The 15,260-nt window shown below is 72.4% G+C and carries 16 protein-coding genes; 13 read left to right on the top strand and 3 right to left on the bottom strand.

Going from position 1 to position 15,260, the window contains the following annotated elements:
* Window positions 1–33: 33 nt before the first annotated feature.
* Entirely contained in the window at window positions 34–516 is a 483-nt protein-coding gene (locus EV376_RS21255; protein WP_130325867.1) for an aromatic ring-opening dioxygenase LigA, read from the bottom strand.
* Between the two features lie 255 nt (window positions 517–771).
* Here EV376_RS21255 and EV376_RS21260 point away from each other — a divergent pair, with 255 nt between their 5' ends.
* The 11 genes from EV376_RS21260 (at window position 772) to mnhG (ending at window position 10,472) form a co-directional block, all read left to right on the top strand.
* Window positions 772–1,458 carry a hypothetical protein gene (locus EV376_RS21260; RefSeq protein WP_207228247.1) on the top strand — a complete coding sequence of 229 codons (687 nt, stop codon included), beginning with the start codon at window positions 772–774 and terminating at the stop codon, window positions 1,456–1,458.
* Between the two features lie 191 nt (window positions 1,459–1,649).
* Entirely contained in the window at window positions 1,650–2,093 is a 444-nt protein-coding gene (locus EV376_RS21265) for a hypothetical protein (RefSeq protein ID WP_130325869.1), read from the top strand.
* On the top strand, window positions 2,090–2,488 hold the full coding sequence (locus EV376_RS21270; RefSeq protein WP_130325871.1) for a hypothetical protein: 399 nt from the start codon (window positions 2,090–2,092) through the stop codon (window positions 2,486–2,488). Before EV376_RS21265 ends, EV376_RS21270 begins: the two co-directional genes overlap by 4 nt.
* Before the next feature lie 310 nt (window positions 2,489–2,798).
* Window positions 2,799–3,725 carry an ion transporter gene (locus EV376_RS21275; RefSeq protein ID WP_486482738.1) on the top strand — a complete coding sequence of 309 codons (927 nt, stop codon included), beginning with the start codon at window positions 2,799–2,801 and terminating at the stop codon, window positions 3,723–3,725.
* A 45-nt stretch (window positions 3,726–3,770) separates the two neighbouring features.
* Window positions 3,771–4,250 (top strand): cation:proton antiporter regulatory subunit, encoded by a 480-nt coding sequence (locus EV376_RS21280; RefSeq protein WP_130325875.1) that lies wholly within the window; start codon window positions 3,771–3,773, stop codon window positions 4,248–4,250.
* Between the two features lie 113 nt (window positions 4,251–4,363).
* Complete coding sequence (locus EV376_RS21285; protein WP_130325877.1) at window positions 4,364–7,189, top strand: Na+/H+ antiporter subunit A; 2,826 nt, start codon at window positions 4,364–4,366, stop codon at window positions 7,187–7,189.
* Window positions 7,186–7,650 carry an NADH-ubiquinone oxidoreductase chain 4L gene (locus tag EV376_RS21290; RefSeq protein ID WP_486482739.1) on the top strand — a complete coding sequence of 155 codons (465 nt, stop codon included), beginning with the start codon at window positions 7,186–7,188 and terminating at the stop codon, window positions 7,648–7,650. The genes EV376_RS21285 and EV376_RS21290 overlap by 4 nt, the downstream gene beginning before the upstream one ends.
* Window positions 7,647–9,188, top strand: a complete 1,542-nt coding sequence (locus EV376_RS21295; RefSeq protein ID WP_130325879.1) for a Na+/H+ antiporter subunit D — start codon at window positions 7,647–7,649, stop codon at window positions 9,186–9,188. The genes EV376_RS21290 and EV376_RS21295 overlap by 4 nt, the downstream gene beginning before the upstream one ends.
* Window positions 9,185–9,817: a Na+/H+ antiporter subunit E gene (locus EV376_RS21300; RefSeq protein ID WP_486482740.1), complete on the top strand. Its 633-nt coding sequence runs from the start codon at window positions 9,185–9,187 to the stop codon at window positions 9,815–9,817. The genes EV376_RS21295 and EV376_RS21300 overlap by 4 nt, the downstream gene beginning before the upstream one ends.
* Complete coding sequence (locus tag EV376_RS21305; protein ID WP_130325881.1) at window positions 9,814–10,080, top strand: monovalent cation/H+ antiporter complex subunit F; 267 nt, start codon at window positions 9,814–9,816, stop codon at window positions 10,078–10,080. The genes EV376_RS21300 and EV376_RS21305 overlap by 4 nt, the downstream gene beginning before the upstream one ends.
* Window positions 10,077–10,472 (top strand): monovalent cation/H(+) antiporter subunit G, encoded by a 396-nt coding sequence (mnhG, locus tag EV376_RS21310; RefSeq protein WP_130325883.1) that lies wholly within the window; start codon window positions 10,077–10,079, stop codon window positions 10,470–10,472. The genes EV376_RS21305 and mnhG overlap by 4 nt, the downstream gene beginning before the upstream one ends.
* A gap of 60 nt (window positions 10,473–10,532) precedes the next feature.
* On the opposite strand, the gene EV376_RS21315 is transcribed toward mnhG, so the two are convergent.
* Both EV376_RS21315 and EV376_RS21320 read right to left on the bottom strand, forming a co-directional pair.
* Complete coding sequence (locus EV376_RS21315) at window positions 10,533–11,771, bottom strand: ROK family transcriptional regulator (RefSeq protein WP_130325886.1); 1,239 nt, start codon at window positions 11,769–11,771, stop codon at window positions 10,533–10,535.
* A gap of 99 nt (window positions 11,772–11,870) precedes the next feature.
* Window positions 11,871–12,719: a cupin domain-containing protein gene (locus EV376_RS21320; protein WP_130325888.1), complete on the bottom strand. Its 849-nt coding sequence runs from the start codon at window positions 12,717–12,719 to the stop codon at window positions 11,871–11,873.
* 306 nt (window positions 12,720–13,025) lie between these two features.
* Here EV376_RS21320 and EV376_RS21325 point away from each other — a divergent pair, with 306 nt between their 5' ends.
* Both EV376_RS21325 and EV376_RS21330 read left to right on the top strand, forming a co-directional pair.
* The gene (locus tag EV376_RS21325; RefSeq protein ID WP_130325890.1) at window positions 13,026–14,276 is read left to right on the top strand and encodes a family 16 glycosylhydrolase; all 1,251 of its coding nucleotides are present in this window, start codon (window positions 13,026–13,028) and stop codon (window positions 14,274–14,276) included.
* 60 nt (window positions 14,277–14,336) lie between these two features.
* On the top strand, window positions 14,337–15,233 hold the full coding sequence (locus tag EV376_RS21330; protein ID WP_486482741.1) for an RICIN domain-containing protein: 897 nt from the start codon (window positions 14,337–14,339) through the stop codon (window positions 15,231–15,233).
* The last annotated feature ends 27 nt before the right edge of the window (window positions 15,234–15,260 follow it).

Consider the following 15,260-nt stretch of genomic DNA (forward strand, 5'->3'; position numbering starts at 1 on the left):
ATCGCGGGCCGTCCCCGCCGGGGGCGGGGACGGTCAGGGCGCGGGGGACGCCGTCCGCGCGACCGCGGTCAACTGGCGCGACACGGCCAGCAGAGCCCAGCCGATCAGGACGATCACCAGGCCGAGACCCATCGCCATGGCGGCGACGCCGAAGGACACGACCGAGGTGAACAGGGACGACCGGAGGAACGACCCGGTCATCACGGTCTGCCGGTTGGGGTCTTCCCGGTCCAGCTCGGCGTAGGTCTTGCCGCCGCTGGCCTCGAGCGCGTGCTTCTCGATGACCTCGGCCTCCGCGTACGCGGTGAGCGGACCGTCGATCTTCTCGCCCGCGAACCACTCCGCGTCGTCGGAGACGGTGATCCGTTCGTCGGCCAGTTGGTTCTGCACGGTGAACCAGGTCGCCGCGCCGCCCACGACCATGATCAGGCCGGCGGCGATCACGAGGATGGACAGCAGCCGTACGGTGGAGCCGAGCGCCTTCGGCGTCGTGGCGGCGGGCGCGGTCGCGGTCATGGCATCTCCTTCGGTGGGTGTCCGCATCATCGTCCAGAAGATCATCGATTGCGGCAAGGCGGACCCGGATCCGCCTCCACCGACGTCCGTACTCCGCCCGCCGGAAACGCCGGCAACGTGACTCGACGCCCGATAACGTCGGAAGATCGAGTCCTCGCCGACCGATCTCGTCCCGCCACCTGACGGCGTGCGACGCCGGGCCGGCGTTCCGAGGAAGACTGATGCCTGCCGTAACCGCCGACGACGTCGAGCGCCGTGACCCGCCACCGTCCGGATGATGACGAGCGGTCGGCCGACGCTGTCCTGCACGGGCTGGCGGAGCGGCTCGACCGGCCCATGGGCGCCCTCGGTCTCATCTTCCTGCTCCTGGTGCTCGGGCAGGCGGTCGCCCGTGACCCCGGGGTGGCCGGGGCGTTGAACGCCGCCACCTGGGTGCTCTGGGCCGTCTTCGTGGCCGAGTTCGCGCTGCGCGCATGGCTGGCCCGGCACGATGCCGGCCGGTTCTGGCGCCGCAACTGGTGGCAGTTGATCTTCCTGGTCGTGCCGTTCCTCCGCTTCGTCCGGGCGGCGGCCCTGCTCCGCGCGGCCCGGGCCGGCGGGGTGGTGTCCGCCGCGGTCCGCGGCACCCGCTCGGCCGGCCGGCTGCTCACCGACCGGCTGACCTGGCTGGCGATCATCACCACGATCGTGGTCCTGGCGGTCGGGCAGTTGCTCGTGCTCGGTGGCTCCTACCGCCACTACGGACAGTCCCTGCACGACGTGGCCCTCACGACGATCACCGGCCAGCGGCTCGGCGCCACCGACCCGTTCGCCCAGATCGTCGAGCTGATCCTCGCCCTCTACTCGGTGGCGGTCTTCGGCACCCTCGCCGGCGCGCTCGGCGCCTACTTCCTCAGCGGCCAGAACCGCGACGGCGGCGACAGAGCACGCCAACGCAGCTGACCCGTCACCGCCGCCACAACCGCTCTGACCTGCGCGTTTGTCGGATCTCGACAGTTGGTGACAGCGCTGGCCGGGTGGTATGACTGAAGTGTCGGCCACCAACGACGCTAGTCGTCAGTCCCTCGGCCGCGCGGGTCCGTCCCCCATCGACGGCGCGCGGAAGCGGCTCGGCGAGACCCTGAGGAGCCAAGGTGCCGATAAGGTCGATCTGGCGTAACCGACGGCCCTTCCAGAACGCGGTCGTCGCCACCGCACCCGTCTGCGGGGCCCTGATGCTCTGCATGGAAACCAAGCCGCGGTCGGTCGAGGTCGCCATGCCGGATCCGGTCCTCCTCGGCTGGGAAATCGGGCTGATCGTTGCCGGCCTGGTCGGCATCGCCGGTCTGCTCTGGCCCGGCCGGTGCTCCACCCGGCTGGGCATGGAACTCGCGTCGATGCTGATGCTCGGGGCCGTCGCGGGCATGTACGCGGTCGCCCTGGCGGTCATCTCCGGGCGGACAGCCGTCACGGCGGCGTCGTTCGTCACCGCCGTGGCGATCGGGTCGTGGTGGCGCGCGAGCGAGCTCCTGGGCGACCTCCGCGATCTGATCGATTCAGACCGCTCACCCACCGACGTCGTCGGCGGCTTCCCATGACCGCCCAACCACCTCCCGGCACCGCACCCCAGTGGCTCCAGATCGTGCTGTCGGTGCTCGGCCTCCTCGGCGGCGCGGGCGGGCTGACCGCGATCGCCGCCGTCGTGGTGCAGCGCGGCAAGTTCCGCGCCGAGGCGGCCGACCTGCTCACCGACACCGCTCTGACGCTGGTGCAGCCGATGCGTACCCGGATGGCCGAACTGGAGGCGGAGGCGCAGACGGCCCGCGAGCAGCTGCGGGCCCTGGACGAACGGACCCGGCGGCTACAGGCCACGGTCGCCGAGCTGCGCGCGACGCTGGACCGCTGGTACGCACTGATCTTCGCGCCGGACGCGACCCTCCGCTCCGTCCGGTACGCCGTCCGGGAGGACCGCCGCAAACGCGACCGGCCCTGATCCGGCCCGTCGTCAGCCGTGCCGGGCCCGGGGACCACCCGCAGGCGCTGAGAACCGGTCGGTGATGGGGCGGAAGACCTCGGCGACCCGCTCCGGCGGCGCGACGAGGGACCGCCCGGGAACGCCCTCCGGACGCCCGCCGCGCGACGGCGACACCGTAGGCTGTGCGCATGCGAGCGCGGCGTGACCCATCTCGACGTCACGGGCCGGGGGCCGGGGATTCGGGTCCGTGGGGGCGGTGAGCCGGGGGACGGCGTCGGGTCGGGACCGGTCCGCCGCAATGTCCGAGCTGGCTCGCCGGTGCGCCCGGGTGGTGGCATCGCGGCCGTTCGAAGTGGCCATCGTCGTGCTCATCATGGCCAACGGCATCGTGCTCGGGCTGGAGACGTACCCCGACCTCGGCGCGGCGGCGCCGGTGCTGCACGGGCTGGAGTGGGTGTTCCGGGTGGCGTTCGTGACCGAGATAGCGGTCCGGATCGCGGCGCACGGCCGGCGGCCACTGGACTTCTTCCGGCACGGTTGGAACGTCTTCGATTTCCTGGTGATCGCGGCGATCTTCATCCCGGGCCTGCACGGCGATCCCGCCGTGCTGCGGTTCCTGCGGGTGGCCCGGGTGCTGCGGCTGGTGCGCTTCTCCCCCGGCCTGCGGACGATCGTGGCGGCGCTGTGGCGGAGCCTGCCCGGCGTCGCCGGCTTCTTCGCCCTGACCGCGGTGACGCTCTACGTGTACGGGATGGCCGGCTGGCTGATCTTCGGGGAGCGCTACCCGGAGCAGTACGGCGACATCGGCCGGTCCCTGCTGACGCTGTTCGTGCTGCTGTCGCTGGAGACGCTGCCGGACCTCATCCAGCAGGGCATGGCGGTGTCGCCACTGACCATCCTCTACTACGTCAGCTTCGTCGTCATCACCGTGAACCTGCTGCTGAACATCCTCATCGCGGTCATCGTCAACTCGATGGAGGAGGCGCGCCGCCTGGAGATGACCGAGGGCCTCGCGGCCGACTACGACGAGGACGGCGACGGGGTGCCGGACGAGGTGGACCGGATCGCGCTCAGCCAACGGCTCGACGACCTGCGGACGGTCGTGGCGGAGCTGGAACGCGAACTGCGGATCGACCGCGGTGACGGGCCCGGCCGGCCACTGGTCCACGCACCCCGGCAGCCACCCGACGAACGGCCGGGCCTGTCCAGCCCATCCGCGTCTGGCTGGCCGGGTACCGATCATGATAGGGATTGAGCGGCCCCGCGGCGCGACCACGGCCGCGAAGAGAAAGGGGTGGTGATGCACGTCGAGAAGGCGAACCTGCCGGGCGTTGGCGTCTGCCAGCGTTTCATGACGGCCAGCGGCCAGTGGGCCGGCCTGGTCGCCCATCCAGACGGGCGTCGTGACCTGATCATCTACCACCCCGACGATCCGGACACCGCCGCGCACACCCTCTCCCTGACCCGGACCGAGGCCCAGGTGCTCGCCAGCCTCCTGGAGGCGGTCGTCACCGTGCAGCATCTCGAGGACGTGGAGCGACAGCTGCCGGGCCTCTCGGTGGTACGAATCCCGGTCGGCCTGGGATCGCCCGCCGACGGGCACGCCTGGCGGGACGTCGAGCTGGGCGGGCGGTCCCTGTCCCTGCTCGCGGTCATCCGCAACGGCGAGACGATCCCGGCGCCCAGCGGCGACTTCGTCGTGATCGCCGGAGACGAGGTCGTGGTCGCGGGCACCGAGGCGGCCACCGCTGCCGCGGCGACGGCGGTCACCGGCCACTGACGGTCGGGTTCCGACCATTCTGCCCGTCCCAGACGGGTATCGCGCGATGTGCTGATTCGGTCCTTACCGGTTAGGGTTGACTAACCGCGTGGGGCAGGCTTTGGGGAGGTTGTGTGCTGGTACTGGTGGCGGTCCACGTGCTCGCAGCGGTGATCGCCCCGGTGCTGGTACGCAGGTGGGGGCGTCGGGCGCTCTACCTGGTCGCGCTCGCGCCCGCCGCCACGCTCGGCTGGGCCCTGGCGCACACCGGCACGGTCCGCTCGGGCACCCCGGTCGTGGAGACGGTCACCTGGGTGCCGCAGCTCGGGCTGGAGATCGCGCTGCGGATGGGCACCCTGTCCTGGCTGATGGTGGTGCTCGTCGGCGGCGTCGGCGCGCTCGTGCTCGCCTACAGCGCGCGGTACTTCCGCTCCGACGACCCCGGCCTCGGACGTTTCGCGGCCGTGTTCGTGGCCTTCGCCGGAGCGATGCTCGGCCTGGTGGTCTCCGACGACCTCCTGCTGCTGTACGTGTTCTGGGAACTGACCACCGTCTTCTCGTACCTGCTCATCGCCAGCGACCCGACCCGGCGGGCCAGCCGGCGCGCGGCGATGCAGGCCCTGCTGGTGACCACCCTGGGCGGCCTGGCGATGCTCGCCGGGTTCGTGATGCTCGGCCAGCACGCGGGCAGCTACCGCTGGTCCGAGATCGCCGAGAACCTCCCCGGCGGCGGCTACCTCGCCGTCGCCCTCGTGCTCGTCCTCCTCGGCGCGCTGAGCAAGTCGGCCATCTTCCCGTTCAGCTTCTGGCTGCCCGGCGCGATGGCCGCACCGACACCGGTCAGCGCGTACCTGCACGCCGCGGCCATGGTGAAAGCCGGCGTGTTCCTCGTCGCACTGATGGGACCGGCGGTGGCGGAGGCCACCCCGTGGCGGCCCGTCCTGCTGGCCGGCGGCCTGATCACGATGTTCCTCGGCGGCTGGGCCGCGCTGCGACAGGTCGACCTGAAGCTGCTGCTCGCGTACGGCACGGTCAGCCAGCTCGGCCTGCTGATGGTGATCCTCGGCGCCGGCACCCGGGACACCGCCCTCGCCGGCGCGGCGATGGTGCTGGCCCACGCCCTGTTCAAGGCCACCCTGTTCCTCGTGGTCGGCGTGATCGACCACGTCACCGGCACCCGCGACCTACGCGAGCTCGGCGGCCTCGGGCGGCAGGCCCCGGCGCTGGCGGTCGTGGCGGGACTCGCGGCGGCCTCGATGGCCGGCCTGCCGCCGCTGGCCGGGTTCGTGGCGAAGGAGGCGGCGGTCGAGGCGTTCCTGCACGGCGGCACGGCGGAGCTGGTCGTGCTCGGCGGTGTGTTGCTCGGCTCGGCGCTGACCGTGGCGTACACCCTCCGGTTCGTCTGGGGCGCCTTCGCCGACAAGCCCGGCGTGCCGGCCACCCCGGCCGAGCCGGTGCGGTGGCCGTTCCTCGCGCCGGCGGCGCTGCTCGCGGTCACCGGCCTCGCGGCCGGGGCCTTCGCACCCGCGGTGGACCGGCTCCTCGCCCCGTACGCGGACGCGTACCCGACCGGCTCCGACCCGGGCTACCACCTGGCACTGTGGCACGGACTCACCCCGGCGCTCGCCCTCTCCGCGCTGGCGATCGCCGGCGGCGCGGGACTGTTCCTGCTGCTGCACCGGGGCCGGCTGCGTCCGGTCCGGCTTCCCGTCGACGGCACCCTGCTCTACGACCGGATCGTCGGCGCCGTCGACCGGGTGGCGGTGGAACTGACCGGCGCGACCCAGCGCGGTTCCCTCCCGTTCTACCTCGGCGTCATCCTGGTGGTGCTGGTCGTCCTGCCCGGCGGGGCGCTGCTGGCCGGTGCGCCGTGGCCGCAACGGTTCATGCTCTGGGACACGCCGCTGCAAGCGGTCGCCGGCGCGGTGGTGATCGTCGCCGCCGTGGCCGCCGCCCGCGCCCTGCGCCGGTTGACCGCGATGATCCTGGTCGGCGTCACCGGCTACGGCACCGCCCTGCTGTTCGTCCTGCACGGCGCACCGGACCTGGCGTTGACCCAGTTCCTGGTCGAGACCGTCACGATCGTCATGTTCGTGCTGGTGCTGCGCCGGCTGCCGGCGAAGTTCTCCGAGCGGCCGATAAGGGCCAGCCGGCGCGGCCGGGTCGCCCTCGGTGTCGCCGTCGGCCTGGTCACCGCCGGGATGGCGTACGTGGCGGCGGGCGCCCGGGTGGCCACGCCCATCTCGGTGGGCTTCCCCGACAAGGCCGTCTCCTACGGCGGCGGCAAGAACGTGGTCAACGTGACGCTGGTCGACATCCGGGCCTGGGACACGATGGGCGAGATCGCCGTGCTGGTGGTGGCCGCCACCGGCGTGGCGAGCCTGATCTTCCGTCGCTCCCGCGACCTGGACCTGCGCAGCAACATTCCCGGCGTCGGCCGCAGCGAGTCGGTGCGCCCGCGCTGGCTCACCACCGGCGCCACGACCCGCCAGCAGTCGGTCATCCTCCAGGTGGTCACCCGGCTGCTGTTCCACGCGATCGTGCTCTTCTCGATCTACCTGCTCTTCTCCGGCCACAACGCCCCCGGCGGCGGCTTCGCCGCCGGCCTGGTCGCCGGCCTCGCGCTGGCCGTGCGTTACCTGGCCGGCGGGCGTACCGAACTCAACGGCGCCGCCCCGGTGGACGCCGGTGCGGTGCTCGGCGCCGGCCTGTTCGTGGCGCTCGGCACCGGCCTGACCGCCATGGTGCTGGGTGGGGAGTTCCTGCAGAGCGCCGTGCTCGACCTGCACGTGCCGGTCCTCGGCCACGTGCACTTCGTGACGTCGGTCTTCTTCGACGTCGGCGTCTTCCTGATCGTGGTCGGCCTGATCCTGGACATCCTGCGCAGCCTCGGTGCCGAGATGGACCGCCAGCAGGAGACCGAGGACGCACCCGAGGTCCGGACGAAGGAGCTGGTGTGACCCCCAACCTGACCTACGTCCTCGTCGTAGGTGTCCTGTTCGCCGCCGGCGTGACGCTGCTGCTGGAACGCAGCCTCACCCGCGTGATGATGGGCGTCATCCTGCTCGGCAACGGCGCCAACCTGCTCCTGCTCACCGGGGGCCGGGCCGGGGGCCCGCCGATCGCCGGCACGACCGCCGAGGAGGACATGAGCGACCCGCTGCCGCAGGCGATGGTGCTCACCGCGATCGTCATCACGCTCGGCATGACGGCGTTCCTGCTCGCGCTCGCGTACCGCAGCTGGCACCTCAACGGCCACGACGAGGTGCAGGACGACGTCGAGGACCGCCGCATCATGGAGCTGGCCGACCGGGACGAGGGCCCCGGCACGGCGGACAACGACGCCACCGACGGCGAGCCGCCGCAGGATCCCGACGACCGGCCGGTCGCCGTCGCCGGCGACCCGGGGAGGGCCGGATGACCTGGTTGGTTCCCCTGCCGGTGGTGATGCCGCTGCTCGGCGCGGCGCTGACGCTGCTGCTCGCCGGCCGCCCCCGCGCCCAGCGGTGGGTCAGCCTCACCGTCCTCACCGCCACCGTCGGCGTGGCCGCGCTGCTGCTGGTCCTCTCGTCCCTGGACGGGCCGCTGGTCGTCGAGGTCGGTGGCTGGGTCGCGCCGCTGGGCATCGTGCTGGTCGCCGACCAGCTCGCCGCGCTGATGCTCGTCGTCTCCGCCGCGGTCACCCTGTGCGTGCTGGTGTACTCCATCGGCCAGGGTATGGCCGACGGCAACGAGGAGACGCCGCTGTCGGTCTACCACCCGACGTACCTGGTGCTGACCGCCGGCGTGTGCAACGCGTTCCTCTCCGGCGACCTGTTCAACCTCTACGTCGGCTTCGAGATCCTGCTGGCCGCCAGCTACGTGCTGCTGACCCTGGGCAGCACCGAGACCCGGATCCGGGCCGGCACCACGTACGTCGTGGTGAGCCTGCTGTCGTCGCTGGTCTTCCTGGTCGCGATCGGCCTGGTGTACGCCTCGACCGGCACGCTCAACCTGGCCCAGTTGGTCGACCGGCTGGACGCGCTGCCGGACGACCTGCGCCTGGTGCTGCAGGGCATGCTGCTGCTCGCGTTCGGCATCAAGGCGGCGGTCTTCCCGCTGTCGGCCTGGTTGCCGGACAGCTACCCGACCGCGCCGGCGCCGGTCACCGCGGTCTTCGCCGGCCTGCTCACCAAGGTCGGCGTGTACGCGATCATCCGCACCGAGACCCTGCTGTTCCCGGGGGGTCGCACGGCCAACCTGTTGATGGTGGCCGCGGTGCTGACCATGGTGGTGGGCATCCTCGGCGCGGTCGCCCAGTCCGACATCAAGCGACTACTGTCGTTCACGCTGGTCAGCCATATCGGTTACATGCTGTTCGGGGTCGGCCTGACCACGGCGCTCGGGCTGTCCGCCGCGATCTTCTACGTGGTGCACCACATCACCATCCAGACCACCCTGTTCCTCGCCGCCGGTCTGGTCGAGCGGCGCGGCGGCAGCACGGCCCTGGACCGCCTCGGCGGGCTCGCCCGGCTGTCACCGCTGCTGGCCGTGCTGTTCTTCGTGCCCGCACTCAACCTGGCCGGCATCCCGCCGTTCTCCGGGTTCCTCGGCAAGCTCGGCCTCGTGCAGGCCGGGGTGGCCGACGGCGGACCGCTGGCCTGGGCGCTGGTCGCGGGTGGGCTGCTCACCAGCCTGCTCACCCTCTACGCCATCGCCCGGGTCTGGAACCTGGCCTTCTGGCGCGCCCCGCACGCCGAGATGCCGGCGGCCGGTGACAGCGTCCCGGGCGCCGACCCCGAGCGCCCCGGCGCCATGATGCCCGGGCTGATGATCGCGCCGACCGCCGCCCTGGTGGTGCTCGGGCTGGCGCTGACCGCCGTGGCCGGCCCGCTCTTCCAGGTCAGCACCGACGCCGCGGACGACCTGCTGCGCCGGACCCCGTACGTCGAGGCCGTGTTCCCGGACGGTGCGCCATGACGGAAGACCCGATGATCCCGCCCGCGCCGGTCCGGCCCAACCCGCCGCTGACCGTCCGCGACCGCCGCCGCAACCGGGCCATCGCCGGCATCTTCCTGGTCAGCGCCTGGATGCTGCTGTGGGGGACGCTCAGCTGGGCGAACCTGATCAGCGGCGTGCTGGTCGCGGTGGTGCTGCTGGTGGTGTTCCCCCTGCCGCCGGTGACCTTCGCCGGGCGGATCCGCCCGCTGCCGGTCGCCCGGTTCTGGCTGCACTTCACCCGGGACATCGTGGTGGCCTCCGTCCACATCGCCTGGCTCGCGCTGCGCCTGGGGCACACCCCGCGCGGCGCGATCATCGCCGTGCCGTTGCGGGTCAACACGGACCTCAACCTCACCCTCGTCGGCGAGGCGCTGTCCCTGGTGCCCGGCAGCCTCATCATCGAGGCCGACCGGACGACCGGCACCCTCTACGTGCACGTCATCGGGGTGCGCACCATCGAGGAGGTGGAGCGGTTCCGGGCCGGCGTGTACGAACTCGAGGCCCGGATCGTGACCGCCATCGGCTCGGCGGACGAGGTGCGCCGCCTGACCGAGACCAACCCCGCCGGCCCGCCGCGGCCGGTCGACCAGGAAGGGGCAATCGCATGAGCGCCGTCGCCGTGACCGTCACCGCCCTGCTCGCCCTGGCCGGTGCGCTCACTCTCGTCCGCATCATCCGCGGCCCGTCGATCCTCGACCGGGCGGTGGCCACCGACGTCCTGCTCGCCGTCATCGTCGCCGCCATAGCGACGGAGGCGGCGTACAGCCGGGACGCCACCGCGCTGCCGGTGCTCGTGGTGCTCGCCGTCCTCGGCTTCGTCAGTTCGGTCAGCGTCGCGCGGTTCACCGCCCGGAAAGAGGACGCCGAGTGAGCCTCGACGCCGTCCTCGACACCGTCGCCTCGATCTGCCTGATCGCCGGGGCGCTGCTCAGCGTCGCCGCCGGCGTGGCCCTGGTGCGCTTCCCCGACCTGCTGTTCCGGATGCATGCGGCCGCCAAGCCCCAGGTCCTCGGCCTGCTGCTCGTCCTGCTCGGCTGCGCGCTGCGGCTGCGCAACGGGGTGGACATCACCACCCTCGTGCTGGTCGGCGCCTTCCAGCTCGCCACCGCGCCGGTGGCGGCGCACATGGTCGGGCGAACCGCGTACCCGCACCACGACATCCGGCGGGACCTGCTCGTCACCGACGAACTCGCCGCCCACCGGGACTCGGTCGGCGCCGACAGCACGCTCACGCCGTCGGCCTCGGTGGCGCAGGAGGACTGAGCCAGCCCGCTGCCCGGTCCGGCACGGCGTCCCATCCGGAGCGCACGGCGACGGGCCCCGTCAGGCAGCGGTCCCGTCGCGGTCGGACACCCGGTCGCCTCGTCCGTCCCGCGGCGCCCGGGCGGCGACGGTCAGCGGGTCGGCCAGCAGCGCGGCGAAGCCGAGCTCCGCCGCGCCGACCAGGGTGGCGTCGTCGCCGAGCGCCGCGGTGCGCAGCCGTACGTCCTCCCGGGCGACGGGCAGCACGTTGCCGGCGATCCGGGCACGCACCTGGGCTGCCGCGCCCGGGTACACGTCGCAGAGCATCCCGCCGAAGACGACCATGCCCGGATTGAACAGGTTGATCAGGTTGGCCACCCCGATGCCGAGCCAGTCGCCGACGTGGCTCAGCGCCCGCCGGGCCCTGGGGTCGCCGCGGTCGGCGTCGTCGACGACCGACCGTACGGCGGCGCGGCCGAACGCCTCCGCCGGCCGGCCCGCGGCGTCGAGCAGGGCCCGCTCGCCGACCTCGGCCTCCAGGCAGCCACGGGAGCCGCACCCGCAGGGCCGTCCGTCGTAGGGGTTGACCACCATGTGCCCGAGCTCGCAGCCGTACCCCCCGTCGCCGCCGAGCAGCCGGCCACCGACGAGGATCCCGCCGCCGACACCCACGTCCCCGTGCAGGTACACGAGGTTCCGGAAGCCGACACCCGCGCCGCGCTGCTGTTCGGCGAACGCGCCCAGGTGGGCCTCGTTGCCGACCGCGACCGGCATTCCGAGCCCGAGGCGGCGGCTCAACTCCGCGCCGAAGGCCTGGTCCACCCAGCCCAGGTCGGGCCCGAAGCGCACCATCCCGTCGCCGGGCCGGATCATTCCGCAGTAGGAGGCGCCCAGCCCGACGCAGGTCGCGTCCGGCGGCGCGGCCTGGTGCAGGTGTCGCCCGAACCGGGCCAGGACCTCGACCACGCGGTCGAGGTCGGGTCCGGCCCGCGGCCGGGGCGCCTCCCGCCGGTCCAGGATGGTCCCGCCCAGACCCACCCGGGCGGCGACCAGCCGGTCGACGGCGACATCGAAGGCCAGCACGTACACCCGGTGGGACTCCGGCCGCACCACGAGGGACGGTCGGCCCGCCCGGCCGGTCTCGGCGGGCCGGTCCTCCCGGACCAGCCCGGCGCGGGACAGCTCGGTGGTGAGCGCCAGGACCGTGCTCCGGTTGACCTCCAGCCGCTCGGCCAGGTCGGCCCGGGTGAGCGGGCCGCCAACGTGCACGTGCCGGAGCAGCCTGCCGACGTTGCGCCGGCGGGTCTCCACGTGGACCAAGGCGTGCCTCCGGCGTCGCGACAACACTGGCGGACGGGACGTCTCGGAGTTTTTCCACAAGGGCACGTCGCCGTCAAGCCGCCGGATGGCGCGCCGAGGTCAACGGACCACCGGTCGCTTCTCTCTGGGCAGCGCCTCGATCAGCTCGCGCGGCAGGTCGAGGGTGTCCGCCACGACCTGGGCGGGGCTGTTCGCCATCCACCGGGCGAGTGAGATGTCGGCGAACCGGGGTTTGCGGAACATCTCCAGGAAGACCAGCGGCTCGCTGCCCCGGTTCTCGATGTAGTGGCCGGTCGGGCTGACCACCCGGTCCCGTTCCAGCGGCGGCGGGACCTCGCCGGCGAAGATGTACTTTTCCCGCTCCGGCAGGTTCGCGAGCTGCTCCGGCGCCCAGCCGAAGTTCTTGGCCAGCACGTCGCGCGGGGTGTGCGCGAAGAAGTCGCTGATCAGGAAGGTGCCGTTCTCGGAGAAGGCGCCGTCGTCGAAGACCAGCAGGAACTCCACCCCCTCGTCGAGGGCCTGGATGTGATGGGGCACGCCCTTCGGGAAGAACCAGAGGTCGCCGGCCCGGACGTCGTCGAGGAAGTTGCGGCCCTCCTGGTCGACCGCGCTGATCCGGCAGCTGCCCCGCAGCACGTACGCCCACTCGGACTGCTGGTGCCAGTGCAGCTCGCGGTACACCCCGGGTTCCAGTGCCATGTCGACGCCGCTGAGGGTCGTCGCGATCGGGAGTTCCCGCTGGGTGACCTCCCGCGTCCAGCCGCCCCGCTCGATGCGGGTGTGCGCGTCGGAGAAGGAGAACCGCAGGTTCGGCACCGTGCCGGAGTCGGTCGCCGGCGGGGTGAGCAGGTCGGGATTCTCCCGGTCCCGCAGCAGGTCCCGGGGGCCGCTGTCCAGCCCGCCCCGGTCGCCACGCTGCGGCTGCGGGCTGCCCGTGCCGTCGGCCATGATCCATCCCCTCCCGTCGTCGCGTCCTCGCCACCGGCGAGCGACCCCGGACGCCCGGCACGGCGGCGATGCCGGCGGTTACCCGGACCTGCGACCCGGCGGGGCCAGCCCCTGGCCCGGCGAGGCCAGCGGTCCACCCGGACGGGACGCTTCCGGCCAACCAAATTGGAAACGCTCTTGACAGATGTTTCAGACATCGACAAGCTTCGGTTGGAGAGCGCTCTCCTGGCCACCTCTCGACGGTGACGGCGCGCCGCGGCGGAGGCCCGTGAACCCGACCACCACCGATCGTTCCGGAGGATTCGCATGCGCAGAGCCAACCCGGTGCGGCGGCTGCTCGCCGTCGCCGCCGCAGCCGTCACCGCCGCCGCGGGCCTCGCCCTGCCCCAGAACGCCGAGCCGGCCGCCGCGGCGATCGGCGGGCTCAGCTGGCAGGACGAGTTCAACGCCCCCGCCGGCACGCCCGTCGACCAGAGCCGCTGGCGGTTCGACATCGGCGGACACGGCTGGGGCAACAACGAACGGCAGTACTACACGAACAGCACCAGCAACGCGGTGCACGACGGCCAGGGCAACCTGGTCATCACGGCGCGGCGGGAGAACCCGGCCAACTACCAGTGCCACTATGGACGGTGCGAGTACACGTCGGCGCGGCTGCTGACGGCCGCGACGTTCACCCAGGCGTACGGTCGCTTCGAGGCGCGCATCAAGATCCCGCGGGGCCAGGGCATCTGGCCAGCGTTCTGGATGCTCGGCAACGACATGGGCAGCGTCGGGTGGCCCGCCGCCGGCGAGATCGACATCATGGAGAACATCGGCCGGGAGCCGAACACCGTGTACGGCACGATCCACGGGCCCGGCTACTCCGGCGGGGGCGGCATCACCGGAAGCCGCACGATCGGCCAGCCGCTCGCCGACACCTTCCACACCTACCGGGTCGACTGGGAGCCGAACTCCATCGTCTGGTACCTCGACGGCGTCGAGTACCACCGCGTCGACCCCGGGCGGCTCGGCGGCAACCGCTGGGTGTTCGACCACCCGTTCTTCATGATCCTCAACGTGGCGGTCGGCGGGAACTGGCCTGGCTACCCGGACGCCACGACCCAGTTCCCGCAGCAGATGCTCGTCGACTACGTCCGGGTCTACCGCTACACCTCCGACGGCGGCAGCGGCACCACCACGCGGCTCCGGGGCCAGCACAGCGGTCGCTGCATCGACATTCCCGGCGCCAACCCGGTCGAGGGCGCGAAGCTGCAGATCTGGGACTGCAACACGACCGCCGCCCAGGCGTGGACCTTCGCCGCCGACGGCACCGTGCGGGCGATGGGCAAGTGCATGGACCCGGCCTGGGCCGGCACGGCCAACGGCACCGAGGTCAACCTGGTCAGCTGCAACGGCAACCCGGCTCAGCGGTTCACCCTCAACAGCGCCGGCGACCTGATCAACCTCAGCTCCAACCGGTGCGTCGACGTTCGGGACTGGGTCAGCGGCAACGGCGGCAAGCTCCAGCTCTGGGACTGCACCGGCGGCGCGAACCAGAAGTGGTCCCGGTTCTGACCACCTGACCGGTGCGGCGTGGACGGTCTCCACGCCGCACCGTTCACCGGAAGGTTCGCCATGCCCCACCACGTCCCCGCCGCGCTCAGCAACGCCCTGCGACCGCAGGGCAAGCTGCTCACCGCGGCCGTGGTCGCGGAGGGTTACTACCGCGACGGGGTGCCGACCTCGGTCTTCAACCACGTCGACTTCCTCAACATCATGGCGTACGACGGCGGCAGCCCGCACGCCAACTACGACTGGTCGAGCAACGCGGTCAACGGTTGGAAGGCGCGCGGACTGCCCGCCGGCAAGGCGGTCCTCGGCGTGCCCTTCTACAGCCGGCCCGGCTACTACACGTACGCGGCCCTGGTGGGGATGGATCCGGCCAACGCCAACCGGGACTGCACCACGGCCGGTGGCTCCCAGCAGTGCTACAACGGCCTGCCGACGGTCAAGCGCAAGACGCAGTGGGCGCTGGCCAACGCCGGCGGGATGATGAACTGGGAGCTGTCCCAGGACAGCTCCGGCGCCACCTCGTTGGTCAGCGCCATCTACGACACGGTCGTCGGCGGCGGCACCCCGCCGCCGACCGGGCGGACCGGTCCGATCACCGGCATCGGCGGCAAGTGCGTGGACGTGGCCGCGGCCAACACCGCCAACGGCACACCGATCCAGCTCTACACCTGCAATGGCACCGCCGCGCAGCGCTGGACGGTCGCCGGTGACGGCACCCTGCGAGCGCTCGGCAAGTGCCTCGACGTGACCAGCGCGGGCACCGCCAACGGCACCAAGATCCATCTCTGGGACTGCAACGGCACCGGCGCCCAGGTGTGGCAGGCCCAGTCCACCGGGACGCTGCGCAACCCGGCCTCGAACCGGTGCCTGGACGCCACCGGCAACAGCTCCGCCGACGGCACCCGGCTGCAGATCTGGGACTGCTTCGGCGGCGCCAACCAGGTCTGGCGCCTGCCCTGACCCGATGCGGCGCCCGCCGGCGCCCAG

This window comes from Micromonospora sp. CNZ295, assembly GCF_004217535.1.

Bases quoted from the DNA above. Each gene is read 5' to 3' on its own strand.
- EV376_RS21255 (WP_130325867.1), bottom strand. From the start codon at position 516: ATGACCGCGACCGCGCCCGCCGCCACGACGCCGAAGGCGCTCGGCTCC.
- EV376_RS21270 (WP_130325871.1), top strand. From the start codon at position 2,090: ATGACCGCCCAACCACCTCCCGGCACCGCACCCCAGTGGCTCCAGATC.
- EV376_RS21280 (WP_130325875.1), top strand. From the start codon at position 3,771: ATGCACGTCGAGAAGGCGAACCTGCCGGGCGTTGGCGTCTGCCAGCGT.
- EV376_RS21295 (WP_130325879.1), top strand. From the start codon at position 7,647: ATGACCTGGTTGGTTCCCCTGCCGGTGGTGATGCCGCTGCTCGGCGCG.
- EV376_RS21300 (WP_486482740.1), top strand. From the start codon at position 9,185: ATGACGGAAGACCCGATGATCCCGCCCGCGCCGGTCCGGCCCAACCCG.
- EV376_RS21305 (WP_130325881.1), top strand. From the start codon at position 9,814: ATGAGCGCCGTCGCCGTGACCGTCACCGCCCTGCTCGCCCTGGCCGGT.
- EV376_RS21320 (WP_130325888.1), bottom strand. From the start codon at position 12,719: ATGGCCGACGGCACGGGCAGCCCGCAGCCGCAGCGTGGCGACCGGGGC.
- EV376_RS21325 (WP_130325890.1), top strand. From the start codon at position 13,026: ATGCGCAGAGCCAACCCGGTGCGGCGGCTGCTCGCCGTCGCCGCCGCA.
- EV376_RS21330 (WP_486482741.1), top strand. From the start codon at position 14,337: ATGCCCCACCACGTCCCCGCCGCGCTCAGCAACGCCCTGCGACCGCAG.